We start from the raw sequence: 25,632 nt of genomic DNA on the forward strand, positions 1-25,632 counted from the left end.
GCTCCAGATCGGTTACTGGCCGGCGCTCGCGGCCCGGGCCTCCAGCCGCTTGCCCACCTCGGCGGCCTTGGCCTGATAGTCCTCCGGCGAATAGCCGGCCTCTTCCAGCGCCTGGGCGACCTCCGGCGGCATGTAGTTCTCGTCGTGCTTGGCCAGCACCTGGTCGGCGCGCAGCCAGCCCCCCGGCTGCAGCTCACCCACCACCACCACGCCCTGCCCCTCGCGGAACAGGTCGGGCAGGATGCCGCTGTAGCGCACCTCGAGGTCTTCGACGTAGTCGGTGACGGTGAACCCGACGTCGAGGCTGTCGGGGTTACGTGCCACCGACCCCTCCTTGACCATGCCACCGGCGCGGATCTGGCGCTCCATGGGGGCCTCACCCTCGACGATCTGCACCGGGCTGAAGAACAGGTTGATGTTGCTGCGCAGGGCATAGAGGGTCAGCCCCACGGCGATGGCGGCCAGGGCCACCAGCCCCAGGGTCACGAACAGCTTCTGCTTGCGTTTAGCTCTCACGGGGAGCCCCCTCGTCATGGAAAACCGATGATGCGGCACTGTGCTGCCGTGCGGCCAGCTGCGCCTCGCGACGGACCCGGCGCCTCAGGTCCCGCATCAGCCGGCGGCGCTCGAGCCGGGCATGGGCCACGACGCCGACCAGCAGGACGGCGGTGGCACCGTAGGCCGCCCACACATAGGGGCCATGGCCGCCCATGGCGAGAAAGGCCGCAAGGGAGTCGAAGGCCATCAGGTTCCCTCCTCGGCGGCCAGCTCGCGGACCCAGCGCTTGGACGACTCGCGGCGCAGGATCTCGCTGCGGGTGCGCATCAGGGTCACGGCGATGAAGAAACAGTAGAAGCCCAGCACCATGAGCAGCAGCGGCAGCCACATTTCGGTGGGCATCGCCGGGCGCGAGGTGATCGAGAAGGTGGCGGGCTGGTGCAGGGTGTACCACCATTCCACCGAGTACTTGATGATCGGGATATTGATCACGCCCACCATGGCCAGCACCGAGGCCGCCCGGGAGGCGCTGTCACGGCTGGCGAAGGCCCCGCGCAGGGCAATCACGCCGATATACAGGAAGAAGAGGATCAGCATGGAGGTCAGGCGAGCATCCCACATCCACCAGGTGCCCCAGGTGGGCATGCCCCAGACCGCGCCGGAGAACAGCGCCACGAAGGTCATGCCGGCCCCCAGCGGGGCCATCATCGCCGCCGCCATGTCGGCCAGCTTGATCCGCCAGACCATGAAGATCATCCCGGCCACGGCCATGGTGACGAAGATCGACTGGGCCAGGAAGGCCGCCGGCACATGCACGTAGATGATGCGGAAACTGTTGCCCTGCTGGTAGTCGGCCGGGGCGAAGGCCAGCCCCCAGACGCTACCGACCAGGATCAGCGCCACCGCCGCCCCCCAGCACCAGGGTTGCAGGCGGGCGCTGATGGCATAGAACCACTTGGGGGAACCGAGCTTGTGTATGAAGGCCCACATGCCTGTTCGATACCTCAACCGTTGATACTGATACGCAGCGAGGCCGCGATCGCCCAGGGAGCGAACATCAGGGCCACCGCCAGAAGCGCGCCGAGGATGGCCAGATGGGCCGCGACACCGGCACCCAGGATCGCCGCCTGGACGGCCCCGGCACCGAAGATCAGCACCGGGATGTAGAGCGGCAGCACCAGCAGCGAGAGCAGCACGCCGCCCCGGGAGAGACCGACGATCAGCGCTGCCCCGATGGCCCCGATCAGGCTCAGGCTGGCACTGCCCAGCGCCAGCGACAGGGCCAGCACCGCATAGCTGCCGGCCGGCAGCGACAGCATGATGCCGAGCACCGGTGCCATCAGCGCCAGCGGCAGGCCGGTGAGCAGCCAATGCACCGCCACCTTGGCCAGCACCAGGGCCGGTAGCGGCTGGGGCGAGAGCAGTAGCTGCTCCAGCGAGCCATCCTCGAAGTCGCTGCGAAACAGGCTGTCCAGCGACAGCAGGGCCGCCAGCAGGGCCGCGACCCACAACAGACCGGGCGCGATGCTGGCCAGCAGCGCCGGATCCGGCGAGATGCCGATCGGAAACAGGGTGATCACCAGGGCGAAGAACACCAGCGGGTTGAGCACCTCGCTGCGCCGCCGCAGCATCAGCACCAGATCACGCTTCAAGGTGGCCCGAACTGCGACAGCGGTTCCCTCCCGGGGTTCCCGGCAGGCCACCCCCGCCTGTTGTTCGCTGACCGGTGAGGCATCAGGCCCCGGCATCGTCACCTCCCTGCCCCAGGCGAATACGCCGCAGGGCAGATGACGCCGCCAGGGCGTGGTGGGTGGTGACCAGCACACAGCCCCCCTGCCGGGCATGGGCCGAAAGCCGTGCCTCCAGGGCCACCACGCCGTCGCGGTCGATGGCGGTGAAGGGCTCGTCGAGCACCCACAGGGGACGCGGGATCAGCGTCAGCCGGGCCAGGGCCACACGCCGCTGCTGGCCGGCGGAGAGCTGACCCGCGGGCACCTCCTCGAAGCCGACGAGTCCCACCGAGGCCAGGGCCTCGAGGCGGGCGGCCGCGTCGTCGGGCTCACCGGCCAACGCCTGGTACCAGGCCAGGTTCTCCAGCGGCGTCAGCGCCGCCTTGACCCCCGGGGAGTGCCCCAGATAGAGCAGGTTGGCGAGAAACGCCTTGCGCGAGCGGCGCATCGGCGCCTCGTTCCAGAACAGCTCACCGTGGTAATCGGCCAGCTGTCCCGAGAGAATCTTGAGCAGGGTGGTCTTGCCGCTACCGTTGGGCCCCTCCACCCGCACGATCTCCCCGGCGCGGATGTCGAGGTCGAGACCACGGAACAGCCAACGGTCGTCCCGCTCACAGGCCAGCTTTCGAGCTTGGAGACGCAGGCTCAAGGCACACTCCCGGCATGGGTGATTTCGCCCGGGACTGTACACGGAATGGGCCTTGCCTGCCAGTCGGCCCGGCTGCGTCAGCCGGTCGCAGTTGCCTTGGGTCAAGTCGCGTGGCGAAGCGGGCCGCTTGCCAGATCGCGGGGCCCTGCTATGCTTTCCCGGAACTGTATGCATGAACAGTTATCGAGGATCAGGGAGACATCGCATGCCTCACGTCACGTCGCAGTACCTTCAGCGCCGGCCCAACCTGCCGATCGCCTCGTCCTGGGCCCCCCTCGCCGCCGAGCACCTGGTCGAGGTGCCCCTGCTCGGCCGGGTCCCGGCCGGACTGCCCCTCGAAGCCTGCGTCGACAGTGCGCGCATCGCGGTGCCATCACGCATGGTGAAGCGCAATACCTACGCCCTGCGGGTCTGCGGCGACTCGATGATCGATTGCCAGATCTTCGACGGGGATGTGATCATCATCGAACGCCGCGAAAGCGCCGAGAACGGCGAGACTGCGGTAGTGATGATCAACGGTCAGGAGGTCACCCTGAAGAAGCTCTATATCGAGAGGTCCGGCGTGCGCCTGCAGCCGGCCAACGAGCACATGCCGCCGATCTACCTGAGGAACAGCGATATCCAGGTACTGGGCCTGGTGATGGGCGTGGTGCGCCAGTCGGAGCGGGCCGCCTGATGCGCTACCCCATCCCCGACCTGCCCCCCGGCGAGTGGCTCGAGCGCGAACTCGAGGTAGAGAAGAGTCGCTTTATCACCTGGGTCTGCCACGCACCGGATGTGGCCGCCTTCGAGGCGCTGCTGGCAGGCGCGCGGCGCACCCATCCCGGTGCCAGCCATCACTGCAGTGCCTTTATCGCCGGGCCGCCCGGGGAGCAGCAGGCCATCGGTTTTTCCGATGACGGCGAGCCCGGTGGCACCGCGGGACGGCCCATGTACCAGGTGCTCAAGGGGGCCGGCCTCGGCCAGATCGGCTGCGTGGTGATCCGCTACTTCGGCGGCACCAAGCTCGGCACCGGCGGCCTGGCCCGCGCCTATGCCCAGGCGGTGGCCGAGGCCCTGGACGCCCTGCCCTGCCGCGAGGTGGTCGAGCGCACCGCCCTCAAGCTGAAGGTGACCTTCGCCGGCGAGGCCGAGGCGCGTGGCTGGCTGAGCGAGCACCAGGTGCCGGTAGAGGCGGTCGACTACGGTGCCGACGGGGTGGTGCTCACCGTGGGCTGGCCGCGCGATGCCGAGGTCGACCTGGCGCCCCTGGAAGCCCGCCTGCGCGGCCGGCTAGCACTGCTGGACGATTGACCCACTACCACGACGAACGGCGCCCGAGGGCGCCTTACCCCAGATACTTGATCATCACGCCCGCGGCCACCGCCGAGCCGATCACCCCGGCTACGTTGGGCCCCATGGCGTGCATCAAGAGGAAGTTGTGGGGATTGGACTCCAGTCCCACCTTGTTGGACACCCGCGCCGCCATGGGCACCGCCGAGACCCCGGCGGAGCCGATCAGCGGGTTGATCGGCATCTTGCTGACGGTGTTGAGCAGCTTCGCCATCAGGATCCCGCAGGCGGTGCCGATGGCGAAGGCCACCATGCCCAGCGCCAGGATCCCCAGGGTCTCCAGGGCCAGGAAGCGGTCGGCCATCAGCTTGGAGCCCACCGAAAGCCCCAGGAAGATGGTCACGATGTTGATCAGGGCGTGCTGGGCGGTGTCCGAGAGCCGCTCCACCACCCCGCACTCGCGCATCAGGTTGCCGAAACAGAACATCCCCAGCAGCGGCGCGGCATCCGGCAAAAACAGCACCACCAGGATCAACAACGACAGCGGGAAGACGATCTTCTCCAGCTTGGACACCGGGCGCAGCTGGGTCATAGTGATCTCGCGCTCCTGGAGCGAGGTCAGCGCCCGCATGATCGGCGGCTGGATAAGCGGCACCAGCGCCATGTAGGAGTAGGAGGCCACAGCGATGGCGCCCAACAGCTCCGGCGCCAGGATGCTCGACACATAGATCGAGGTCGGCCCGTCGGCGCCGCCGATGATGCCGATGGCGGCGGCCTGGTTGAGCGAGAAGTCCATCCAGCCCATGGCCGACATGCCCACCGCCCCGAGCAGGGTGGCGAAGATGCCGAACTGGGCGGCGGCGCCCAGGAACAGGGTGCGCGGATTGGCCAGCAGCGGACCGAAGTCGGTCATCGCCCCCACGCCCATGAAGATCACCAGCGGCGCGATGCCCGAGGCAATCGCCACGCTGTAGAACTGATAGAGCATGCCGTGGGCGTAGCCACCGTCCATGGCCGCATCGTTGGCGGCGCGGAGCAGGGCCGGTGAGGTATCGCCGTGCAACACCTCACTCAGGGTGTGGCGCCAGGTCTCGAGGCCGGCGGCCGGGTCCAGGTTCACCTGCAGGGTCGCCGCCATCCGCTCGAGCAGCTCGGGCCTGGCCAGGTGGGCCGCCTGCTCGGCGGCGGAAAGCGCGAGCCCCGCCTCGGGAATGTTGGCGAGGATGCCGCCGAAGCCGATCGGCACCAACAGCAAGGGCTCGAACTTCTTGGCGATGGCCAGCCACAGCAACACCAGCCCCACCAGTACCATCACCGCCTGGCCGAAGCTCAGGTTGTAGAGCCCCGAGCCGACCCACAAGGTCAATAGCTTGTCCGTCATGAGTCCCGTCCTTAGAGTACGACCAGCGGATCACCGACCGCCACGCTGTCGCCTTCGCTGACCTTGATGGCGGAGACGGTGCCGGCACTGGCCGCGCGCACCTCGGTCTCCATCTTCATGGCCTCGAGGATGATCACCACGTCACCCGCCTCGACGCTGTCCCCCTCGCCCACATTGACCTTGAAGATGTTGCCGGCCAGCGGCGCGGTGATCGTCTCCCCGGTGGAGGTCGCCGGCGCGCTCGCGGGCGGCTGGCTGCCGCCCTGCTCGGTCACCTGACCGATCTCGCCCCCCTCGGCCACCTCGACCACGTAGGCCTTGCCGTTGACCTTGACGGTATAGGTCTCCGGGTCGGCGGGGGCAGCGGCCGGCGCCTCGGCCTTCGCCGGCGGCTGGGCAGCGGCTCCCGGGGTCTCTTTCCCGGGGGCTTGGGGCACCGGCTCGAAGGCGTCGGGGTTGTCGCGGTTCTTGAGGAACTTGAGTCCGATCTGCGGGAACAGCGCATAGGTGAGCACGTCATCGATCTCGCGCTCGCCCTCGGCCAGGCGGATGCCCTCGGCCTTGGCCTTCTCCTTGAGCTCGGCGGTCAGCCGGTCCATCTCCGGGTCGAGTCGGTCGGCCGGGCGGCAGGTGATGGGCTCGCCGCCCTCCAGCACGCGCGCCTGCAGCTCCTTGTTGAACGGCGCCGGGGCCGCGCCGTACTCGCCCTTGAGCAGCGCCTGGACCTCCTTGGAGATCGACTGGTAGCGCTCCCCCATCATCACGTTCATCACCGCCTGGGTGCCGACGATCTGGGAGGTCGGGGTGACCAGCGGGATGAAGCCCAGATCCTCGCGCACCCGCGGGATCTCCTTGAGCACGTCGTCGAGCTTGTCGCCGGCGCCCTGCTCCTTGAGCTGGCCTTCCATGTTGGTGAGCATGCCGCCCGGCACCTGGGCGATGAGGATGCGCGAGTCGATGCCCTTGAGCGAGCCCTCGAAGGCGGCGTACTTCTTGCGCACCTCGCGGAAGTAGGCGGCGATTTCCTCGAGCAGCTCGAGGTCCAGGCCGGTGTCGCGTTCGGTGCCCTGAAGGATGGCGACGATAGACTCGGTAGGGCTGTGGCCATAGGTCATCGACATCGAGGAGATGGCAGTGTCGACGTTGTCGATGTCCGCCTCGGCGGCCTTGAGCGCGGTGGCGGTGGACATGCCGGTGGTGGCGTGGCACTGCATGTGGATGGGGATGTCCACCGCGGCCTTGAGCTTGGTGACCAGCTCATAGGCGTCGTAGGGCTTGAGCAGGCCGGCCATGTCCTTGATCGCCAGGGAGTCGGCGCCCATCTCGGCGATGCGCTTGCCAAGCTCCACCCAGCCGTCCAGGGTGTGCACCGGGCTCACGGTATAGGAGAGCGTGCCTTGGGCGTGGCCCTCGACCGTCTTCACCGCCTGGATGGCGCGCTCCAGGTTGCGCGGATCGTTCATGGCATCGAAGACCCGAAAGACGTCGACGCCGTTGGTCCTGGCGCGCTCGACGAAGCGGTCGACCACGTCATCGGCGTAGTGGCGGTAGCCGAGCAGGTTCTGGCCCCGCAGCAGCATCTGCTGCGGGGTGTTGGGCATGGCCGCCTTCAACGCCCGTATCCGCTCCCACGGATCCTCGCCGAGGTAGCGGATACAGGCGTCGAAGGTGGCCCCGCCCCAGGATTCCAGTGACCAGAAGCCGACGCGGTCGAGCTTCTCGGCGATGGGCAGCATGTCCTCCAGGCGCAGGCGGGTGGCGAACAGCGACTGGTGGGCATCGCGCAGGACGACATCGGTGATGCCAAGTGGGCGTGTCGAGTCAGTCATGGGGAGACCTTGTCGTGAAAGAAGAGGTAAGGAAAGCGGGCCCGACGGGTCAGCGACGGCGGCGCTTGCGGTAGCGGTGGACCGCGGCGGTGATGACCGCCACCAGGTCCTCGTCCTGGCGGCCGGCCGAAGACTGGCGCCCGGTCGCCGGCAGGGGGGCGGCCGGCTCGGGGAAGAAACGGCCGATGAATTTGGACATCAGGGTCGTGACAATCACTAGCACGGTAAGAAAAACAAAGACGAAGCCCATGCCCAAGGCCATCAGCGCCAGCCCTTCGTTCAGTAACTGTGCATTCTCCATGTGGCATTATCCTCGCTTTTGCGCCCATATCAGGCCTAATTCATAACGGCAGGCCGGCTTGTGCATTTTTTTGGATCATATAACCTGCCACATTATCGACAGATTGCAAGGGCGCCATGGTGGAAATCACCGTTGTTAATTTACTACAAAATGAGCGGATCGGACTAGCACCCATGGAAGGGGTCATCGACAGCGTGACCCGGGACCTGCTGACCCGCCGCCCCGGCTTCGACTGGACGGTGACCGAATTCGTGCGGGTCGTGGATGCTCGGCTGCCACCGCGCGTCTTCCACCGGCATTGCCCAGAGCTGCAGGCGGCCGAAGGGCCCAGCACTCCCAGCGGCGTCCCGGTGCACCTGCAGCTACTGGGCTCGGACCCGACGGCCCTGGCTGCCAATGCTCGCCAGGCTCGGCGACTGGGCGCCACGAGCCTCGACCTCAACTTCGGCTGTCCGGCCAAGCTGGTCAATCGCCATGATGGCGGCGCCTCGCTGCTGCGCGACCCAGCCAGGGTCCACGCTGCCGTGGCGGCGGTTCACGAGGCCGTGGGCGAGGCCATCCCGGTAACCGCCAAGATCCGCCTGGGCTTCTCCAACCGGCGCCTGGCGCTGAGCTGCGCCTTGGCCGCCCAGGACGGTGGCGCCCGACAGCTGGTGGTGCATGGCCGCACCCGTGATGAGGGATATCGGCCGCCGGCCCACTGGGAGTGGATCGGCCGAATCCGTCACCGGCTCGACATCCCGGTGGTGGCCAACGGCGATATCTGGACCCTGGAGGACTACTGGAAGGCCCGCACCCTGTCCGGCTGTCGGGACGTGATGCTCGGGCGGGGCGCCCTGGCCGATCCCTGGCTGGCCCCGCGCATCCGGCACTGGCTGCTGACCGGAGAGCGATTGCCCGAAACGCACTGGGCCGACCGCGCCGCCGTCATCGCGGAATATGCGGCATTACAGCGCGCCACCCTTCCGCCCCGCGTGGTCATCTCCCTGGTCAAGCAGTGGCTCAATCAGATGCGCGCCCGGGACACCGAGGCGACGCGTCGCTTCCAGGCGCTCAAGCGGATCACCGACCTGGGCGCCCTGCTCGAGGGCCTCGAGGCCCCGGCCTCCTCGCCGGTGCCCACTTCGACACGACGCCCCCTGCAGCCCGCGTGATCCGCCGGGCAAGGGCACACACGATGCTGGATGCCGGAGAAAGAATACAAAAAAAGAGGCGCTCATCGCGTTGCGACGGCGCCTCAAACGATCGCGGGGCCGACGGTTGTCGGCCCCGGCTAGCGACAAGGGGCAAACAAAAAACCCGCCCTTGCGAGAAGGACGGGTCGAGATCTGGCGCGCCCGGGAGGATTCGAACCTCCGACCACCTGATTCGTAGTCAGGTACTCTATCCAGCTGAGCTACGGGCGCGTAGCAACGAGGCGACTCGTCACGATGGAGACAGGCTATCTTCCTATCCGGTGAAGATGGCGCGCCCGGGAGGATTCGAACCTCCGACCACCTGATTCGTAGTCAGGTACTCTATCCAGCTGAGCTACGGGCGCTTGATCTTCGATGCCGAAACGTTCACAAGGAACGTGGCGGAGAGGGAGGGATTCGAACCCTCGAAGGGGCTATAAACCCCTTACTCCCTTAGCAGGGGAGCGCCTTCAGCCACTCGGCCACCTCTCCCTCATCGGCACGGTGCGTATCCTACCGTTGTGCCTGGCCATTGTCCAGCCGGCCGGCGAGTTTTTTCGCCTGACTGGCACGCGACAGGTTCAGGTGCCCTGACCGCCTTCATCGGCATCGGCTTCCGATTTCTCGCGCTGGATACGCTGGTAGATCTCCTCACGATGCACGGCGACATCCTTGGGGGCATTGACACCGATGCGGACCTGATTGCCCTTGACACCAAGGACGGTCACGGTGATGTCATCACCGATCATCAAGGTCTCGCCGACGCGGCGTGTCAGGATGAGCATGACTGATCTCCTTCTCAGACTTCTGGCAACGGGATGCTCGACGCCATATGACACCTCCTACCCCCGTTGAAGGTAAGCCCTGTCTCACGGGTGCCATGGACTTTCCTACAAGCGTAGAAGGTGTCGCCGATGGTTGAGCGGGTTATTCGCTCTCGATATCCCGCTTGTCGAGACCGAAGGCCTTGTGCAGGGCCTTGACCGCCAGTTCCATGTGCTTCTCGTCGATCACCACGGAGATCTTGATCTCGGAGGTGGAAACCATGCGGATGTTGATGTTTTCCTCGGCCAGCACACGAAACATCTTGGACGCTACGCCGGCGTGGGAGCGCATGCCGACGCCCACCAGGGACACCTTGGCGATGTTGTCGTCACCCTTGACCTCGCCCTCGCCCAGCTCGGGCAGCACCTGCTCGTTGAGGATCTTGAGGGTCTGCTTGTAGTCGCCCTTGGCCACCGTGAAGGTGAAGTCGGTGTAATCACCGGCCGGCGCCACGTTCTGGACGATCATGTCGACCTCGATGTTGGCCGCGGCGATCGGCCCCAGGATGCGCGAGGCCACGCCCGGCACGTCGGGAGTGTTGAGCAGGGTCAGCTTGGCCTCGTTGGCGGTAAAGGCGATACCGGAGATCAGCGGTTCTTCCATGGAGTCCTCGTCTTGGTCGGAATCTGCAACGATCAGGGTGCCGGGGCCGTCCTCGAAGCTGGACAGCACGCGCAGCGGAACATTGTACTTGCCGGCGAACTCGACGGCGCGGATCTGCAGGACCTTGGAGCCCAGGCTCGCCAGTTCCAGCATCTCCTCCACGGTAATGGTGTCGAGGCGCTGGGCCCGGGAGCAGACCCGCGGGTCGGTGGTATAGACGCCATCGACGTCAGTGTAGATCTGGCACTCGTCGGCTTTCAGCGCCGCGGCCAGCGCCACGCCGGTGGTGTCGGAGCCACCGCGACCGAGGGTCGTGATATTGCCCTCCTCGTCGACGCCCTGGAAGCCGGCGACCACCACCACTTGGCCGTCATCCAGATCGTCCTGCAGGTCATCGGTCTCGATACGCTGGATGCGCGCCTTGGTATGGGCGCTGTCGGTGAGGATGCCTACCTGGGAGCCGGTGTAGGAGGTAGCCGGCACCCCCAGCTTGTGCAGGGCCAGCGCCAGTAGGGAGATGGTGACCTGCTCGCCGGTGGAAACCAGCATGTCCATCTCGCGCGGCGTGGGCTCATCGTTGATCTCGTTGGCCATGCCGATCAAGCGGTTGGTCTCGCCACTCATGGCGGAGACCACGACCACGACCTGGTGGCCATTGTCGCGGAAACCCTTGACCTTCTCGGCTACGGCCTTGATGCGCTCGACAGAGCCCACCGAGGTGCCGCCGAACTTCTGTACGTATAATGCCATTTGCCGTTTTCCCTCGTGTGGCGAGTGCGGATAGCGCTCGTGATGAGTGAAAGATAAATCCAAGCGAAGGGCCGGAGCCTTTCGACCTCCGGCCCTGCCAAAACCTGCTACAGCCGCTGTTCGACCCAGGCGGGCACGCTTGCCAGCGCCCCCGGGAGGGCCGCCACGTCGCTGCCCCCCGCCTGAGCCATGTCCGGACGACCGCCGCCCTTGCCACCGACCTGGCCGGCCACGTGATTGACCAGCTCGCCGGCCTTGACCTTGCCGGTCAGGTCATGGGTAACACCGGCGATCAGGCTCACCTTGCCGGCGGCCTCGTCGGCCACGCCCAGCACGATGATGCCGGAGCCCAGCTTGTTCTTGAGCTGGTCGAGCATGCCACGCAGTTCCTTGCCGGCCACTCCGTCCAGGCGCTTGGCCAGCACCTTGACGCCCTTGATCTCACGGGCCTCGCTGGCCATGTCGCTGCCGGCGGCACTCGCCAGCCTGGCCTTGAGCCGCTCGAGCTCCCGCTCCAGGGTACGGTTGCGCTCGACCAGCGACTCGACGCGCTCCTCGACCTGCTCCGGCCGGGCCTTGAGCCGCTCGCCGATGCGGGCCAGGCAGGCCTCCTGCTCGCGGAACCACTCGAGTGCCCTTTCGCCGGTGATCGCCTCGATACGCCGCACGCCGCTGGCGATGCCGCTCTCGGCGACGATATGGAAGCAGCCGATGTCACCGCTGCGCGCCACGTGGGTGCCGCCGCACAGCTCGATGGAGAAGTCGTCGGCACCGATGGTCAGCACCCGCACGTCCTCCGCGTACTTGGCCTCGAAGAGCGCCGCGGCGCCCTTGGCCTTGGCCTCCTCAAGACTCATCTGCTCGATTCGGGTCGGCGCATTCGCGAGGATCTGCTCGTTGACCAGGCGCTCCACCTCGGCCAGCTGCTCGGGGGTCATCGCTTCGAAGTGGCTGAAATCGAAGCGCAGCCGCTCGGGGGTGACCAGCGAGCCCTTCTGCGCCACATGCTCGCCTAGCACCAGGCACAACGCCTTGTGCAGCAGGTGGGTGGCGGAGTGGTTGCGCACCGTGGCCGCGCGCAGCTCGGCGTTGACTTCGGGGCGCACCGCAGCGCCTACCACCAGCGCCCCCTCGAGCAGCACGCCATGATGGAGATGGTGGCCGGCCTGCTTCTGGGTGTCGGTGACCAGGAAGCGACCACCGTCCGCCAGATGGAGGTAGCCCGTATCGCCCACCTGGCCGCCGGACTCACCATAGAAGGGCGTGCGGTCAAGCACCACCACGCCATGCTGCTCCGGCTCGAGGCCGGCCAGGCCATTGCCCTCGCGGTCGACGAGGGCGGTGACGGTGGCGCGATCTTCCAGGCGGTCGTAGCCGGTGAAGGCGGTCTCGCCCTCGAGGTCCAGGGCCGCGCCATAGTCGGCGCCGAACTGACTGGCCGCCCGGGCCCGCTCACGCTGGGCCTCCAGTTCGCGCTCGAAGCCGGCCTCGTCCAGGGAGACGCCGCGCTCGCGGCAGATATCGGCGGTCAGGTCATAGGGGAAACCGTAGGTATCATAGAGTTTGAACACCGTCTCGCCAGGCAGCGTATCATCCTCGAGGCCGGCCAGCGCCTCCTCGAGCAGCCCCATGCCATGCTCGAGGGTGCGGGCGAACTGTTCCTCCTCCTTGAGCAACACGCGCTCGATCTGGTGGCGCGCCTCGCGCAGTTCCGGATAGGCGCCCCCCATCTCCACATCCAGCGCCCCCACCAGCTTGTGGAAGAAGTTGCCCTGGGCCCCCAGCTTGTGGCCATGCCGGATGGCGCGGCGGATGATCCGGCGCAGCACGTAGCCACGCCCCTCGTTGGAGGGCAGCACACCATCGGCCACCAGGAAGGCGCAGGAGCGGATATGGTCGGCGATCACCCTGAGCGAAGGGGTGGTGGTATCGGCGTGACCGGTGGCCCGGGCCGCCGCCTCGAGCAGATTCTGGAAGAGGTCGATCTCATAGTTGGAGTGCACGCCCTGCATCACCGCGGCGATGCGCTCCAGGCCCATGCCGGTATCGATGGAGGGCTTGGGTAGGGGGTTCAGATGGCCCGCCGCATCCCGGTCGAACTGCATGAACACCAGGTTCCAGATCTCGATGTAGCGGTCACCATCCTCCTCGGGGCTGCCGGGCGGCCCGCCCCACACCTCGGGACCGTGATCGAAGAAGATCTCCGAGCTCGGCCCGCAGGGGCCGGTGTCGCCCATCTGCCAGAAGTTGTCTTCGTCGAGCCGGGAGAAGCGTGCCGGGTCGATGCCCATCTCGTCCTTCCAGATGCGCTCGGCTTCGTCGTCGCTGACGTGGACGGTGACCCACAGTTTCTCCCTGGGCAGTCCCAGGGTTTCGGTGAGGAAGGTCCAGGCGAAGCGGATCGCCTCACGCTTGAAATAGTCCCCGAAGCTGAAGTTGCCCAGCATCTCGAAGAAGGTGTGGTGGCGCGCCGTGTAGCCGACGTTGTCGAGGTCGTTGTGCTTGCCGCCGGCGCGCACGCAGCGCTGGGCCGAGGTGGCGCGGACATAGGGCCGCGGGTCGCGCCCCAGGAAGACGTCCTTGAACGGCACCATCCCGGCATTGGTGAACAGCAGGGTCGGGTCGTTGCCCGGCACCAGGGAGCTGGACGGCACGATGGTGTGGCCCTGCTCCTCGAAGAAACTCAGGAAGGCCTGTCTGATGTCTGCGCTTTTCATGGAATATCCGTGATGATGAGCGGGTGACCCGGCAGGCCGGCGGGGACCGGACCCGGCCCGTTCTGGCGGCGCCGAGAGCCGGTGGGTGCGCCGCCCGGGGCGGTTGCAAAGGGAGCCATTATAGCGCAGTCGTCAAGCGACTAAAGGGGCGGGGTGATCAGGCGTCGTCCCAGGCGTGGTCCAGGGCATGACGCAGCTGGTCGAAATCGAAGCCGCGGCCGGCCAGGAAGCGCTCGCGTCGAGCCCGCTCCCGGGGCTTTTCGCCAGGGCCCGAGAAGCGCCGGGCCAGCACCTCGGCGGCCAGGGCGAACCAGTCGACCTTTTCATCGGCCTCCCGGAAGGCCTGGCGAACGGTATCGTCGTCCACACCGCGCCGGGTGAGCTCGGCGCGGATCTTGACCGGTCCCTGGCCACGCGCCACCCGGGCGCGCAGGAGGCTCTCGGCGAAGCGCGCATCGGACTGCAGGCCCTGCTCGACCAAAGCGTCGAGGCAGGCCTCGATCTCGTCGGTCGCGTGGCCCTTGGCGGCGAGCCGCGTATGCAACTCGCCCCGGGCATACTCGCGCCTCGCCAGCAGGCGGAGGGCGTCGTCGCGGGGCGAGGTGTCGCCGGCGGCGTGCTCACGCATGGCTTACAGCAGGTCGTCGTCGCGGCTGTCCTCGACCTCGGCCACCTCGGCGCCTTCCTTCTCCTTGTCCCTGGGCTCGGGGGGAGCGAGCAGCTGGGCACGGATCTGGCTCTCGATCTCCTCCATCACCGCCGGGTTGTCCTCGAGGAACTGGGCAGCATTGGCCTTGCCTTGGCCGATCTTGTTGCCCTGATAGCTGTACCAGGCGCCCGCCTTGTCGATCAGCTTGCACTGCACGCCCAGGTCGACCACCTCGCCGGCATGGTAGATTCCCTTGCCGTAGAGGATCTGGAACTCGGCCTGGCGAAACGGCGGGGCCACCTTGTTCTTGACCACCTTGACCCGCGTCTCGTTGCCCGTCACCTCGTCGCCCTGCTTGACCGAGCCGGTGCGGCGGATGTCCAGGCGCACGCTGGAGTAGAACTTGAGCGCGTTGCCGCCGGTGGTGGTCTCGGGGCTGCCGAACATCACGCCGATCTTCATGCGGATCTGGTTGATGAAGACCACCATGCAGTTGGCGTTCTTGATGTTGCCGGTGATCTTGCGCAGGGCCTGGGACATCAGGCGCGCCTGCAGGCCGACGTGGGAGTCGCCCATCTCGCCCTCGATCTCGGCGCGCGGCGTCAGGGCCGCCACCGAGTCGATGATGATCACGTCGACGCCGCCGGAACGCACCAGCATGTCGCAGATCTCGAGGGCCTGCTCGCCGGTGTCCGGCTGGGAGACCAGCAGGTCATCCAGGTTGACGCCAAGCTTCTCGGCGTAGCTCGGGTCCAGGGCGTGTTCGGCATCGATGAAGGCGCAGGTCTTGCCCTGCTTCTGGGCCTGGGCGATCACCGACAGGGTCAGGGTGGTCTTGCCCGAGGACTCGGGGCCGAAGATCTCGACCACCCGGCCCAGCGGCAGGCCACCGATGCCCAGGGCGATATCCAGGCCCAGCGAACCGGTGGAGACCGACGGCATCACCACGCGCGGGGCATCGCCCAGGCGCATCACGGTGCCCTTGCCGAACTGGCGCTCGATCTGGGAAAGCGCCGCATTCAGCGCCTTGCTGCGGTTGTCGTCCTGTGCCATGAAGAACCTCCTGAGTGGTCGCCGTCATCGACGGCGACATGGCCAAATAGTCGGGAACGGCGGGACAAGGGCCCGCTCGAAGCACTGTATGACTGCACAGTAGTATGACGAAAAAGGCAACGCTCGACCAGCCAGGACGACGCCCTTACGTCCGCCGGTCGACACTCGCCTCCAGACAGGCGACCAGGCCGGCCAGGGCAGCGCAGACCGCCTGCTCGCGCACCGCCCGGCGATCGCCGGGGAGGTGCCGGCACTCGGCGCGGGTTCCGGCGGCGTCGGCCCAGGCCAGCCAGACGGTGCCCACCGGCTTGTCGACACTGCCACCGCCGGGACCGGCCACGCCGCTGACGGCTACCGCCAGGTCCGCACCGCTCTCGCGGCAGGCCCCGGTCGCCATGGCCTCGACCACCTCGCGGCTGACCGCACCATGGGTGGCAAGGAGCGCCTCGGGGACCCCCAGCAGGCGCGTCTTGGCGCCGTTGGCATAGGTCACGTAGCCGGTCTCGAAATAGTCGGAGCTACCGGCGATGTCGGTGATCGCCGCGGCCACGCCGCCACCGGTACACGACTCGGCGGTGGTCACCATTATCCTCCCGGCCCGACAGGCCTCGCCGAGACGCTCGGCGAGTTGCCGCAGGTCGAGCGTCCGCTGCGTATCGAGGTCCGGCATGGGCATTCTCCGATGACAGGCACGGGACACGCCCTGGCGCTCCTGACGTCGGGCGTGCTTGTGCGTAGAATACTGCCTTTGTTCACGACATGCATGGCACTTGAGACGCGGTGCCACCCCCTTCAGTTCATCATCATCACCATCGCCAGCCAAGGAACCCCATGTCACAGGCCAGCACCCCGCATACGCCGATGATGGCCCAGTACCTGAAGATCAAGCGCGAGCACCCCGAGGGGCTGCTCTTCTATCGCATGGGCGACTTCTACGAGCTGTTCTTCGAGGATGCCAGGCGCGCCGCCGCCCTGCTCGACATCACCCTGACCCAGCGTGGCCAATCGGCGGGCCAGCCGATCCCCATGGCCGGGGTGCCCTATCACAGCGCCGAGGGATATCTCGCCCGGCTGGTCCAGGCCGGTGAATCGGTGGCGATCTGCGAGCAGATGGGCGATCCCGGCGCCGCCAAGGGGCCGGTGGAGCGCAAGGTAGTGCGCGTCGTCACTCCCGGCACCCTCTACGATGAGGCCCTGCTCGATGCGCGGCGCGACAATCTGCTGGTGGCGATCCATGCGGCCGGGGAGCGCTGGGGGCTGGCCTGGCTGGAGCTCTCCAGCGGGCGCTTCAGCGTGCTCGAGGTGGAGGGCGAGGCGGAGATGCTCGCCGAGCTCACCCGCCTGGACCCGGCCGAGCTGCTGGTGCCGGAGAGCCTGGCCTTGCCGTCGGCGCTCGCCGAGCGCCGCGGCCTGCGCCGCCAGAGCGACTGGCTGTTCGACCCCGAGAGCGCAACCCGCACCCTGTGCAACCAGTTCGCGGTCCAGGACCTGCGCGGCTTCGGCTGCGCCCACCTCGGTGCCGCCCTCACCGCCGCCGGGGTGCTGGTCGACTACGCCCGGGATACCCAGCGCTCGGGACTGCCCCATGTCACCGCCATCGGTGTGGAGAACCGCGACGACGCCGTGGTGATCGACGCCGCCAGCCGGCGCAACCTGGAGATCGACGTGAACCTCGGCGGCGGCGCCGACAACACCCTGGCCAGCGTGCTCGACACCACCGCCACCGCCATGGGCTCACGCCTGCTCAAGCGCTGGCTCAACCGCCCGCTGCGCGACCGGGCCCAGGTCGGGGCGCGCCAGGCCGCCGTGGCGCTGCTGCTGGACCAGGACGCCTTCGAGCCGCTGCGCGAGACTCTCAAGGCGATCGGCGACGTCGAGCGTATCCTGGCGCGGGTTGCCCTCTACAGCGCCCGCCCCCGGGACCTGGCCCGCCTGCGCGATGCCCTGGCCGCCCTGCCCGGGCTTGAGGCGTCGCTGGCGGCCTTCAGCGAGGGCACGACGCTCGACGACTTGAAACGCCATGTGCGCCCTTATCCCGGGCTTGCCGACACCCTGGCCCGGGCCCTGGTGGAAAATCCGCCGGTGGTGATCCGCGACGGGGGGGTGATCGCCGAGGGCTTCGACGCCGAGCTCGACGAGCACCGCGGGCTCGCCGAGCACGCCGGCGACTATTTGGTCAGGCTCGAGGCCCGGGAGCGCGAGCGCACCGGCCTGCCCGGTCTCAAGGTGGGCTACAACCGGGTGCATGGCTACTACATCGAGATCCCCCGCGCCCAGGCCCGGGATGCGCCCGCCGACTACATCCGCCGCCAGACGCTGAAGAACGCCGAGCGCTTCATCATCCCTGAGCTCAAGGAGTTCGAGGACAAGGCCCTGTCGGCCAAGTCCCGCGCCCTGGCCCGGGAGAAGCTGCTCTTCGAGAGCCTGCTCGACGACCTCAACGCCGAGCTCGGCGCCCTGCAGGCCAGCGCCCGCGCCCTGGCCAGCCTGGACGTGCTGGCCGCCTTCGCCGAGCGGGCCCGGGCGCTCGACTTCGTGCGCCCGGACCTGCCCGAGGCCCCTGGCCTGGCCATCCTCGGCGGTCGCCATCCGGTGGTGGAGCGAGTCAGCGAGGCGCCCTTCGTGCCCAACGACCTGCACCTGGACGACGAGCGCCGCATGCTGGTGATCACCGGCCCCAACATGGGCGGCAAGTCGACCTACATGCGCCAGGCCGCGCTGATCACCCTGCTCGCCCATACCGGCAGCTTCGTGCCCGCCGACGCGGCGGTGATCGGCCCGGTGGACCGTATCTTCACCCGTATCGGCTCCTCCGACGACCTGGCCGGGGGGCGGTCGACCTTCATGGTGGAGATGACCGAGACCGCCAGCATCCTGCACAATGCCACCGACCAGAGCCTGGTCCTGATGGACGAGATCGGCCGCGGCACCTCGACCTTCGACGGCCTGTCCCTGGCCTGGGCCAGCGCCGAACACCTGACCCGCACTCGGGCCTTCACGCTGTTCGCCACCCACTACTTCGAGATGACGGCGCTGGCCGACCAGGCCGAAGGCGTGGCCAACGTCCACCTGACGGCCACGGAGCATCGAGACGGCATCGTCTTCATGCACCGCGTGGAAGACGGCCCGGCCAGCCAGAGCTATGGCCTGCAGGTAGCGCAGCTGGCCGGCGTGCCCCAGGGCGTGATCAGCCGAGCCCGGGAGAAGCTCGCCGTCCTGGAGCAGCAGGAGATCGACCAGGGGGGCAAGACGCGGGGCGACACGCCGCCACCGCAGCAGGCAGACCTCTTCGCCAGCGCCGCGCACCCCCTGCTGGATGAACTCGCCACCCTGGACCTGGATGACCTGACGCCACGCCAGGCCCTGGAGTGCCTCTACCGCTGGCGAGACCGCCTGTGACACGCCGGCATCTCGCTTGCGGGAGGGACGACGGCGCGACTAGAATGACCGGATTGAGGTCTGCATATTATAACAACGACTATTTCTTATAGCATATTGATCTTATAACCGATTGATAAACGATGACTCATCATTCACGACAGATCGGCCGCGGCCTGCCCCGGCCCGAGGAAGGGAGACTGGCATGACATTCGTCGTCACCGAAAACTGCATCAAGTGCAAGTACACCGACTGTGTCGAGGTCTGCCCGGTGGACTGCTTCTATGAAGGCCCCAATTTCCTGGTGATCCACCCCGACGAGTGCATCGACTGTGCCCTGTGCGAGCCCGAGTGCCCGGCCGAGGCGATCTTCTCCGAAGACGAGTTGCCCGATGGGCAGGAGTCGTTCATCGAGATCAACGCCGAGCTCGCCGAAGTATGGCCGAACATCACCGAGAAGAAGGACCCGCCGGACGACGCCGAGGAGTGGGACGGCAAGCCGGGCAAGCTGGAACTGCTGGAGCGCTGATCACGCCGGCGACCGCTTCTCTCCCCGATAAAAACGCCGCCGCCTGTCTCACGATAGGCGGCGGCGTCTCGCTATACGGCTGTCGACGCCATCGGCGCAAGAAGGAAGGGAACAGACACTGTTTGGTAAAAGGGCGGCCCCTAGGGCCGCCCGCTCCCAGCCGTTCCTTGAGCGGGTCCTTCCGCCCCGACTCCCTGAGTGTCGTCCCTGCCCGGAGGCGACCCCCCTGTCGCACCGGGCGCACTCTCTATAGCATCCCGTCTAGCTATGGCATCCCGCGTTGCATCCTGCCGGGAGGGCGTCGCTCTCCCATGTCCCGGCGTCCATTCTGGCAGCCTTGACCGACAACTCAATCCCCCCGCGCCTGGATCACGGCCCATTCTCCGGCACCGACACGACAGGGTTATACCTTTAAAATCATATAATTAAAAAAGACCGACGCCACCGGCGCCGGCCTTCCTGCGCCACATGTCGCCGATCTCTTCGACGCCTTATAGCCGATCTCCTACACGGCGACGCGCCAGGGGCCACACATGTCGCCTAGTGCTGGCCCTGGATCGCTGCGCGGCCTGGATAGCCGACCGTCTGGCCGAGCTCCTGCTCGATGACCAGCAGGCGGTTGTACTTGGCGACCCGGTCGCTGCGGCACAGTGAGCCGGTCTTAATCTGCCCGGCACAGGTCCCTACGGCCAAGTCGGCGATGGTGGTATCCTCGGTCTCGCCGGAGCGATGGGAAATGACCGCGGTGAAGCCGGCCTCCTGGGCCATGCGGATGGCATCCAGGGTCTCGGAGAGCGAGCCGATCTGGTTGAACTTGATCAGGATGGAGTTGCCAATCCGCTCGTCGATGCCACGCTTGAGGATCTTGGTATTGGTGACGAACAGATCATCACCGACCAGCTGCACCCGACCGCCGAGCTTGTCGGTCAGCGCCTTCCAGCCGTCCCAGTCGGACTCGTCCATGCCGTCCTCGATGGAGACGATCGGATACGCCTCGCAGAGTTCCACCAGGTAGTCGGCGAAGCCCTCGGCGTCGAAGCTCTTGCCCTCGCCGGCGAGGTTGTACTGGCCGTCCCGGTAGAACTCGGAGGAGGCGCAATCCAGCGCCAGGGTGATATCGGTGTCGAGTGCATAGCCGGCCTCGGAGACCGCCTGCTTGATCACCGCCAGGGCCTCGGCGTTGGACGCCAGGTTGGGGGCAAAGCCCCCCTCATCACCCACCGAGGTAGACAGGCCCCGGCCGGCCAGCACCTTCTTCAGGGCATGGAAGATCTCGGCGCCCATACGCAGGCCCTCGCGGAAGTCGGGCGCGCCCACCGGCTGGATCATGAACTCCTGGATGTCGACATTATTGTCGGCATGCTCGCCCCCGTTGAGGATGTTCATCATCGGCACCGGCATCCGGAACTGGCCCGGCTGACCATAGAGCTCGGCGATATGCGCGTAGAGCGGCACGCCCTTGGCGTTGGCCGCGGCCTTGGCGGCAGCCAGCGACACGGCGAGGATGGCATTGGCACCGAGCTTGGCCTTGTTCTCGGTACCATCGAGCTCGAGCAGGGCCTCGTCCAGGCCACGCTGGTCGCGGGCATCCATGCCCAGGAGTCGCTCGCGGATGGCGCCATTGGCCGCCTCGACGGCCTTCAGCACCCCTTTGCCCAGGTAACGGCTCTTGTCACCGTCACGCAACTCCAAGGCCTCACGGGAGCCGGTGGAGGCCCCGCTGGGGGCACAGGCCACCCCGGTGGCGCCGCTCTCCAAGTGTACCGCGGCCTGGACGGTGGGGTTGCCACGGGAGTCGAGCACCTCGAGGGCACGAATGTCGACAATCTTGGTCATCTTGTTGGTCCTTGTCGTGTCAGCGTTGGGAAACATCAGGAAATCTCGAGCGGCTCGAAGCCCTTCACCAGGTCATCGATGGCCTTGACCTGGGCCAGAAAAGGCTCGAGACGCTCCAGCGGCAACGCGCAGGGGCCATCACACTTGGCGCTGGCCGGGTCGGGGTGGGCCTCCAGGAAGAGGCCCGCCAGCCCCACGGCGACCCCGGCCCGAGCCAGCTCCGCCACCTGCTGGCGACGCCCCCCGGCACTGTCGGCGCGACCACCGGGGCGCTGCAGGGCATGCGTCACATCGAAGAAGAGCGGATAGCCGGTCTGCTTCATGTCGCCGAAACCCAGCATGTCGACCACCAGGTTGTTGTAGCCGAAGCTGGTGCCGCGCTCGCAGAGGATCAACCGGTCGTTGCCGGCCTCTTCGCACTTGCGCAGGATATGGCGCATCTCGTGGGGTGCCAGGAACTGGGGCTTCTTGATATTGATCACCGCCCCGGTCGCGGCCATGGCCACCACCAGGTCGGTCTGGCGGGCGAGGAAGGCGGGCAGTTGGATGACATCGGCCACCTCGGCCACCGGCTGCGCCTGCCAGGGCTCATGGACATCGGTAAGGATCGGCACATCGAAGCGCGCCTTCACCTCGGCGAGGATCGAAAGCCCCTTCTCCAGGCCCGGGCCGCGGAAGGAATGGATGGAGCTGCGGTTGGCCTTGTCGAAGCTGGCCTTGAAGACGTAGGGCATGCCCAGGCGCCCGGTGACCTCGACATAGGCCTCGGCCACTTCCAGCGCCAGCTCACGAGACTCCAGCACGTTCATGCCGCCGAACAGGGTCAGCGGCCGTTGATTGCCGACCCGGAGGCCGGCGACATCGATCAGGCGTTCCGGGACGGACATGACGCTCACTCCTGCGGGGCGCTCTGGGCGCGGGTGCGGGCCACCTTGTGCTCCAGCGCGGCATTGACGAAGCCGGTGAACAGCGGGTGGCCGTCACGGGGCGTGGAGGTGAATTCCGGATGGAACTGACAGGCGACATACCAAGGATGGTCAGGCAGCTCGACCATCTCCACCAGGGAGTTGTCGACACTCTTGCCGGAGACCACCAGACCGGCTTGTTCCAGCGCGTCGATGAACTGATTGCTCACCTCGTAACGGTGGCGGTGGCGCTCGACGATCTCGTCGCTGCCGTAGGCCTCGCGGGCCTTGCTGCCGGGCTTGAGCTGGCAGACCTGCCCGCCCAGCCGCATGGTGCCGCCCAGATCGGAGGCCTCGTCACGCAGTTCGATCTTGCCCTCGGGAGAGAGCCACTCGGTGATCAGCCCCACCACCGGGTGCTGGGTGTCGTGGGTAAACTCGGTGGAGTTGGCATCGGCCCAGCCGGCTTTGTTCCGCGCGAACTCGATCACCGCCACCTGCATCCCCAGGCAGATACCCAGGTAGGGGACCTTGTTCTCGCGGGCGAAGCGAGCCGTGGCGACCTTGCCCTCCGCGCCGCGCTCGCCGAAGCCGCCGGGTACCAGGATGGCATCCTTGCCGGCCAGGCGTTCCGGGCCGTGTCGCTCGATGTCCTCGGAGTCAATATAGTCGATGTTGACCTTGATCCGGGTCTGGATGCCGGCATGCACCAGCGCTTCATTGAGCGACTTGTAGGCATCGAGCAGTTCCATGTACTTGCCGACCATGGCGATGTTGATCGACTTGAGCGGGTTGAGCTTGGCATCGAGCACCTTCACCCATTCGGCGAGATCGGCTTCGCCCGCCTCGAGGCGCAGCTTGTCGCAGACGATCTCGTCCAGGCCGAACTCGTGGAGCATCAGGGGGATGCGGTAGATGGTGTCGGCGTCCTGCAGCGGGATCACCGCCCGCTCCTCGACGTTGGTGAACAGCGCGATCTTGCGCCGCTCGGTCTCCTCCAACTCGACCTCGCTGCGACAGATCAGGATATCGGGCTGGATGCCGATGGAGCGCAGCTCCTTGACGCTATGTTGGGTCGGCTTGGTCTTGGTCTCGCCGGCGGTCTTGATATAGGGAACGAGCGTCAGGTGCATGAAGATGGCACGGCTGGCGCCGAGCTCACTTCTGATCTGGCGGATCGACTCCAGAAAGGGCAGCGACTCGATGTCGCCCACGGTGCCGCCGATCTCGACCAGCGCGACGTCGAAGCCCTTGCCACCGGCATAGACACGCCGTTTGATCTCGTCGGTGATGTGCGGGATCACCTGGACCGTGCCGCCCAGGTAGTCGCCGCGGCGCTCTTGGCGCAGCACGTGCTCGTAGACACGCCCGGTGGTGAAGTTGTTGGCCTGGGTCATCTTCGTGCGGATGAAGCGCTCATAGTGCCCGAGGTCTAGGTCGGTCTCGGCGCCATCCTCGGTGACAAATACCTCGCCGTGCTGGAAGGGGCTCATGGTGCCCGGATCCACGTTGATGTAGGGATCGAGCTTGAGCATGGTGACCTTGAGGCCACGGGCCTCGAGAATCGCCGCCAGCGAAGCCGACGCGATGCCCTTGCCGAGAGAGGACACAACGCCGCCGGTCACGAAGATATATCGTGTCATGGAGAACCTGTCGAAACGTGATCGGTAGGCCCGGCAGGAAGCCGCGCCAGAATGGGACGACAGACTAGCAGATTACGACCAATGGCTCAATTTGGGCGCCCAGCGCCCAGCGCCCAGCGCCCAGCGCCCAGCGCCCAGCGCCCAGCGCCCAGCGCCCAGCGCCCAGCGCCCAGCGCCCAGCGCCCAGCAGGATGGTGCATCCGCGGCAGGCACCCGGCAAGCGCGGGGCAACGAAGTGAGCGGCGCCGGGGACAGGCCAAAGCGGGGGTCCTATGCCAAGGATGGCATCGGTAGCGCCCAGGGAGGGGTTCACAGCGCCCCCGCGTAGGCCTGTCGCCGGAAAAGCCGCGTCATCGGCTTCGAGCTTCGAGCTTCGAGCTTCGAGCTTCGAGCTTCGAGCTTCGAGCTTCGAGCTTCGAGCAGGATGGTAGCGCCGTCCTGCTCTCGAGGCCCGAAGCCCGTTGCTCGCGGTTCACACGCCCAGATAGTCGAGGATGCCCTCGCCGGCCTGGCGCCCCTCGTAGACCGCGGTAACCACCAGGTCGGAGCCACGCACCATGTCACCGCCGGCGAAGATCTTCTGGTTGGTGGTCTGGAAAGGATAGGCGCCGTGCTCGGGCGCCTTGACCCGGTCGCGCTCGTCGAGCTCGATACCCACGGTCTCGAACCACGGCGCCGGGCTCGGCTGAAAGCCGAAGGCGATGACCACGGCGTCGGCCGGCACGATCTCCTCGGAGCCCGGCACCACCTCGGGACGCTGTCGACCGTTCTCGTCCGGCTCACCGAGACGGGTACGGACCACCTTGATGCCCTCGACCTTGTCCTCGCCGACCACCGCCACCGGCTGGCGGTTGAACAAAAACTCCACGCCTTCTTCCCGGGCATTGGCCACCTCGCGACGCGAACCGGGCATGTTCTCCTCGTCGCGGCGATAGGCACAGGTGACGCTGGTCGCGCCTTGGCGGATGGCCGTACGGTTGCAGTCCATGGCCGTGTCGCCGCCCCCCAGCACCACCACCTTCTGGCCTTCCAGGGAGATGTAGTCGGCCGGGTCCTTCTCGAAGCCCAGGCAGTGGTTGACGTTGGCGATCAGGTAGTCGAGCGCCTTGTGCACGCCGGGCAGGTCCTCGCCGGGAAAGCCGCCTTCCATGTACTTGTAGGTGCCCATGCCGAGGAACACCGCGTCGAATTCCTCGAGCAGACGGTCGAAGGGCACATCCTTGCCGACCTCGGTGCCGAGACGAAACTCGATGCCCATCTCCTCGAACACCGCTCGACGGCGCTCCATGACGTTCTTCTCGAGCTTGAACTCGGGGATGCCGAAGGTCAAAAGGCCACCGATCTCCGGGTACTTGTCGAAGACCACCGCCTTGACGCCGTTGCGCACCAAGATGTCGGCACAGCCGAGCCCGGCCGGACCGGCCCCGATCACCGCCACCTTCCTGTCGGTCCAGGTGACCTTGGACAGGTCCGGGCGCCAGCCCATGGCGAAGGCGGTATCGGTGATGTACTTCTCCACCGAGCCGATGGTCACCGCCCCGAAGCCGTCGTTGAGGGTGCAGTCACCCTCGCAGAGACGGTCCTGGGGGCAGACCCGGCCACACACCTCGGGCAGCGAGTTGGTCTTGTGGGACAGCTCGGCGGCCTCGAGGATATTGCCCTCGCTGACCAGCTGCAGCCAGTTGGGAATGTAGTTGTGGACCGGGCACTTCCACTCGCAGTAGGGGTTGCCGCAATGCAGGCAGCGATGCGCCTGGCTGGCCGCCTCCTGGGGCTTGTAGGGCTCGTAGATCTCGGCGAACTCCCGCGAGCGGGTGCGGGCGTCCTTCTTCTGCGGGTCATGGCGACCCACATCGATGAACTGAAAATCGTTGCTCAGCCGGTTGGCCATGGTATTGCTCCTCTCTAC

Annotated in this window: 23 protein-coding genes and 3 tRNA genes; 5 read left to right on the forward strand and 21 right to left on the reverse strand. The window is 66.9% G+C overall.

What is annotated here, in order from left to right:
* Positions 1–12: 12 nt before the first annotated feature.
* From ccmE to ccmA, 5 genes are read right to left on the reverse strand one after another with little or no spacing between them, the layout of a single operon-like run.
* Complete coding sequence (gene ccmE / locus FHR94_RS09895) at positions 13–516, reverse strand: cytochrome c maturation protein CcmE (RefSeq protein WP_183325545.1); 504 nt, start codon at positions 514–516, stop codon at positions 13–15.
* Positions 506–745 carry a heme exporter protein CcmD gene (gene ccmD / locus FHR94_RS09900; protein WP_183325546.1) on the reverse strand — a complete coding sequence of 80 codons (240 nt, stop codon included), beginning with the start codon at positions 743–745 and terminating at the stop codon, positions 506–508. Before ccmD ends, ccmE begins: the two co-directional genes overlap by 11 nt.
* Entirely contained in the window at positions 745–1,488 is a 744-nt protein-coding gene (locus FHR94_RS09905) for a heme ABC transporter permease (RefSeq protein ID WP_183325547.1), read from the reverse strand. The genes ccmD and FHR94_RS09905 overlap by 1 nt, the downstream gene beginning before the upstream one ends.
* A gap of 14 nt (positions 1,489–1,502) precedes the next feature.
* Positions 1,503–2,246, reverse strand: a complete 744-nt coding sequence (gene ccmB, locus FHR94_RS09910) for a heme exporter protein CcmB (protein ID WP_183325548.1) — start codon at positions 2,244–2,246, stop codon at positions 1,503–1,505.
* The gene (gene ccmA / locus FHR94_RS09915; protein ID WP_183325549.1) at positions 2,233–2,877 is read right to left on the reverse strand and encodes a cytochrome c biogenesis heme-transporting ATPase CcmA; all 645 of its coding nucleotides are present in this window, start codon (positions 2,875–2,877) and stop codon (positions 2,233–2,235) included. Before ccmA ends, ccmB begins: the two co-directional genes overlap by 14 nt.
* Positions 2,878–3,082: 205 nt before the next feature.
* Between ccmA and FHR94_RS09920 the strand changes: the two genes are divergently transcribed.
* Positions 3,083–3,553 carry a LexA family protein gene (locus tag FHR94_RS09920; RefSeq protein WP_183325550.1) on the forward strand — a complete coding sequence of 157 codons (471 nt, stop codon included), beginning with the start codon at positions 3,083–3,085 and terminating at the stop codon, positions 3,551–3,553.
* Positions 3,553–4,170: an IMPACT family protein gene (locus tag FHR94_RS09925; protein ID WP_183325551.1), complete on the forward strand. Its 618-nt coding sequence runs from the start codon at positions 3,553–3,555 to the stop codon at positions 4,168–4,170. Before FHR94_RS09920 ends, FHR94_RS09925 begins: the two co-directional genes overlap by 1 nt.
* Before the next feature lie 34 nt (positions 4,171–4,204).
* Here the strand turns inward: FHR94_RS09925 and FHR94_RS09930 are convergent, their stop codons facing one another.
* Genes FHR94_RS09930 through FHR94_RS09940 form a run of 3 tightly spaced genes read right to left on the reverse strand, consistent with a single transcriptional unit; the run spans position 4,205 to position 7,660 of the window.
* Positions 4,205–5,530 (reverse strand): sodium ion-translocating decarboxylase subunit beta, encoded by a 1,326-nt coding sequence (locus FHR94_RS09930; RefSeq protein WP_183325552.1) that lies wholly within the window; start codon positions 5,528–5,530, stop codon positions 4,205–4,207.
* Positions 5,531–5,541: 11 nt separating this feature from the next.
* Entirely contained in the window at positions 5,542–7,359 is a 1,818-nt protein-coding gene (gene oadA, locus FHR94_RS09935) for a sodium-extruding oxaloacetate decarboxylase subunit alpha (protein WP_183325553.1), read from the reverse strand.
* Between the two features lie 49 nt (positions 7,360–7,408).
* Complete coding sequence (locus FHR94_RS09940; RefSeq protein WP_183325554.1) at positions 7,409–7,660, reverse strand: OadG family protein; 252 nt, start codon at positions 7,658–7,660, stop codon at positions 7,409–7,411.
* 173 nt (positions 7,661–7,833) lie between these two features.
* Between FHR94_RS09940 and FHR94_RS09945 the strand changes: the two genes are divergently transcribed.
* Complete coding sequence (locus tag FHR94_RS09945) at positions 7,834–8,814, forward strand: tRNA dihydrouridine synthase (protein ID WP_183325555.1); 981 nt, start codon at positions 7,834–7,836, stop codon at positions 8,812–8,814.
* 175 nt (positions 8,815–8,989) lie between these two features.
* On the opposite strand, the gene FHR94_RS09950 is transcribed toward FHR94_RS09945, so the two are convergent.
* From FHR94_RS09950 to FHR94_RS09990, 9 genes are all read right to left on the reverse strand, one after another.
* Positions 8,990–9,066: transfer RNA gene (locus FHR94_RS09950), tRNA-Arg, on the reverse strand.
* Positions 9,067–9,123: 57 nt separating this feature from the next.
* Positions 9,124–9,200, reverse strand: a tRNA-Arg gene (locus tag FHR94_RS09955).
* A 34-nt stretch (positions 9,201–9,234) separates the two neighbouring features.
* Positions 9,235–9,327, reverse strand: a tRNA-Ser gene (locus FHR94_RS09960).
* 89 nt (positions 9,328–9,416) lie between these two features.
* Positions 9,417–9,620, reverse strand: a complete 204-nt coding sequence (csrA, locus tag FHR94_RS09965; protein WP_183325556.1) for a carbon storage regulator CsrA — start codon at positions 9,618–9,620, stop codon at positions 9,417–9,419.
* 142 nt (positions 9,621–9,762) lie between these two features.
* Positions 9,763–11,013, reverse strand: coding sequence for an aspartate kinase (locus FHR94_RS09970; RefSeq protein WP_183325557.1), 1,251 nt, complete (start codon positions 11,011–11,013; stop codon positions 9,763–9,765).
* 107 nt (positions 11,014–11,120) lie between these two features.
* Positions 11,121–13,730, reverse strand: a complete 2,610-nt coding sequence (gene alaS, locus FHR94_RS09975; RefSeq protein WP_183325558.1) for an alanine--tRNA ligase — start codon at positions 13,728–13,730, stop codon at positions 11,121–11,123.
* Between the two features lie 157 nt (positions 13,731–13,887).
* Positions 13,888–14,358, reverse strand: coding sequence for a regulatory protein RecX (locus FHR94_RS09980; protein ID WP_183325559.1), 471 nt, complete (start codon positions 14,356–14,358; stop codon positions 13,888–13,890).
* A gap of 3 nt (positions 14,359–14,361) precedes the next feature.
* Positions 14,362–15,432: a recombinase RecA gene (recA, locus tag FHR94_RS09985; RefSeq protein ID WP_183325560.1), complete on the reverse strand. Its 1,071-nt coding sequence runs from the start codon at positions 15,430–15,432 to the stop codon at positions 14,362–14,364.
* A gap of 145 nt (positions 15,433–15,577) precedes the next feature.
* A complete protein-coding gene (locus FHR94_RS09990) occupies positions 15,578–16,102 on the reverse strand; it encodes a CinA family protein (RefSeq protein ID WP_183325561.1) in 525 nt (174 codons plus the stop codon).
* 161 nt (positions 16,103–16,263) lie between these two features.
* Here FHR94_RS09990 and mutS point away from each other — a divergent pair, with 161 nt between their 5' ends.
* Both mutS and fdxA read left to right on the forward strand, forming a co-directional pair.
* On the forward strand, positions 16,264–18,831 hold the full coding sequence (mutS, locus tag FHR94_RS09995; RefSeq protein ID WP_183325562.1) for a DNA mismatch repair protein MutS: 2,568 nt from the start codon (positions 16,264–16,266) through the stop codon (positions 18,829–18,831).
* 184 nt (positions 18,832–19,015) lie between these two features.
* Entirely contained in the window at positions 19,016–19,339 is a 324-nt protein-coding gene (gene fdxA / locus FHR94_RS10000; RefSeq protein WP_183325563.1) for a ferredoxin FdxA, read from the forward strand.
* A gap of 540 nt (positions 19,340–19,879) precedes the next feature.
* On the opposite strand, the gene eno is transcribed toward fdxA, so the two are convergent.
* The 4 genes from eno to FHR94_RS10020 form a co-directional block, all read right to left on the reverse strand.
* A complete protein-coding gene (gene eno, locus FHR94_RS10005; RefSeq protein WP_183325564.1) occupies positions 19,880–21,175 on the reverse strand; it encodes a phosphopyruvate hydratase in 1,296 nt (431 codons plus the stop codon).
* Positions 21,176–21,210: 35 nt separating this feature from the next.
* Positions 21,211–22,062, reverse strand: coding sequence for a 3-deoxy-8-phosphooctulonate synthase (gene kdsA, locus FHR94_RS10010; protein WP_183325565.1), 852 nt, complete (start codon positions 22,060–22,062; stop codon positions 21,211–21,213).
* Positions 22,063–22,067: 5 nt separating this feature from the next.
* Complete coding sequence (gene pyrG, locus FHR94_RS10015) at positions 22,068–23,723, reverse strand: CTP synthase (RefSeq protein ID WP_183325566.1); 1,656 nt, start codon at positions 23,721–23,723, stop codon at positions 22,068–22,070.
* 472 nt (positions 23,724–24,195) lie between these two features.
* Entirely contained in the window at positions 24,196–25,614 is a 1,419-nt protein-coding gene (locus FHR94_RS10020) for an FAD-dependent oxidoreductase (RefSeq protein WP_183325567.1), read from the reverse strand.
* Between the last annotated feature and the right edge of the window lie 18 nt (positions 25,615–25,632).

The organism is Halomonas cerina, from assembly GCF_014192215.1.
Taxonomy (GTDB): Bacteria; Pseudomonadota; Gammaproteobacteria; order Pseudomonadales; family Halomonadaceae; genus Halomonas; species Halomonas cerina.

Excerpts from the sequence above, each read along its gene's own strand:
- ccmD (WP_183325546.1), bottom strand. The coding sequence starts at position 745 with ATGGCCTTCGACTCCCTTGCGGCCTTTCTCGCCATGGGCGGCCATGGC.
- FHR94_RS09905 (WP_183325547.1), bottom strand. The coding sequence starts at position 1,488 with ATGTGGGCCTTCATACACAAGCTCGGTTCCCCCAAGTGGTTCTATGCC.
- ccmB (WP_183325548.1), bottom strand. The coding sequence starts at position 2,246 with ATGCCGGGGCCTGATGCCTCACCGGTCAGCGAACAACAGGCGGGGGTG.
- FHR94_RS09920 (WP_183325550.1), top strand. The coding sequence starts at position 3,083 with ATGCCTCACGTCACGTCGCAGTACCTTCAGCGCCGGCCCAACCTGCCG.
- FHR94_RS09925 (WP_183325551.1), top strand. The coding sequence starts at position 3,553 with ATGCGCTACCCCATCCCCGACCTGCCCCCCGGCGAGTGGCTCGAGCGC.
- FHR94_RS09930 (WP_183325552.1), bottom strand. The coding sequence starts at position 5,530 with ATGACGGACAAGCTATTGACCTTGTGGGTCGGCTCGGGGCTCTACAAC.
- oadA (WP_183325553.1), bottom strand. The coding sequence starts at position 7,359 with ATGACTGACTCGACACGCCCACTTGGCATCACCGATGTCGTCCTGCGC.
- FHR94_RS09940 (WP_183325554.1), bottom strand. The coding sequence starts at position 7,660 with ATGGAGAATGCACAGTTACTGAACGAAGGGCTGGCGCTGATGGCCTTG.
- FHR94_RS09945 (WP_183325555.1), top strand. The coding sequence starts at position 7,834 with ATGGAAGGGGTCATCGACAGCGTGACCCGGGACCTGCTGACCCGCCGC.
- csrA (WP_183325556.1), bottom strand. The coding sequence starts at position 9,620 with ATGCTCATCCTGACACGCCGCGTCGGCGAGACCTTGATGATCGGTGAT.
- FHR94_RS09970 (WP_183325557.1), bottom strand. The coding sequence starts at position 11,013 with ATGGCATTATACGTACAGAAGTTCGGCGGCACCTCGGTGGGCTCTGTC.
- alaS (WP_183325558.1), bottom strand. The coding sequence starts at position 13,730 with ATGAAAAGCGCAGACATCAGACAGGCCTTCCTGAGTTTCTTCGAGGAG.
- FHR94_RS09980 (WP_183325559.1), bottom strand. The coding sequence starts at position 14,358 with ATGCGTGAGCACGCCGCCGGCGACACCTCGCCCCGCGACGACGCCCTC.
- recA (WP_183325560.1), bottom strand. The coding sequence starts at position 15,432 with ATGGCACAGGACGACAACCGCAGCAAGGCGCTGAATGCGGCGCTTTCC.
- FHR94_RS09990 (WP_183325561.1), bottom strand. The coding sequence starts at position 16,102 with ATGCCGGACCTCGATACGCAGCGGACGCTCGACCTGCGGCAACTCGCC.
- mutS (WP_183325562.1), top strand. The coding sequence starts at position 16,264 with ATGTCACAGGCCAGCACCCCGCATACGCCGATGATGGCCCAGTACCTG.
- fdxA (WP_183325563.1), top strand. The coding sequence starts at position 19,016 with ATGACATTCGTCGTCACCGAAAACTGCATCAAGTGCAAGTACACCGAC.
- eno (WP_183325564.1), bottom strand. The coding sequence starts at position 21,175 with ATGACCAAGATTGTCGACATTCGTGCCCTCGAGGTGCTCGACTCCCGT.
- kdsA (WP_183325565.1), bottom strand. The coding sequence starts at position 22,062 with ATGTCCGTCCCGGAACGCCTGATCGATGTCGCCGGCCTCCGGGTCGGC.
- pyrG (WP_183325566.1), bottom strand. The coding sequence starts at position 23,723 with ATGACACGATATATCTTCGTGACCGGCGGCGTTGTGTCCTCTCTCGGC.
- FHR94_RS10020 (WP_183325567.1), bottom strand. The coding sequence starts at position 25,614 with ATGGCCAACCGGCTGAGCAACGATTTTCAGTTCATCGATGTGGGTCGC.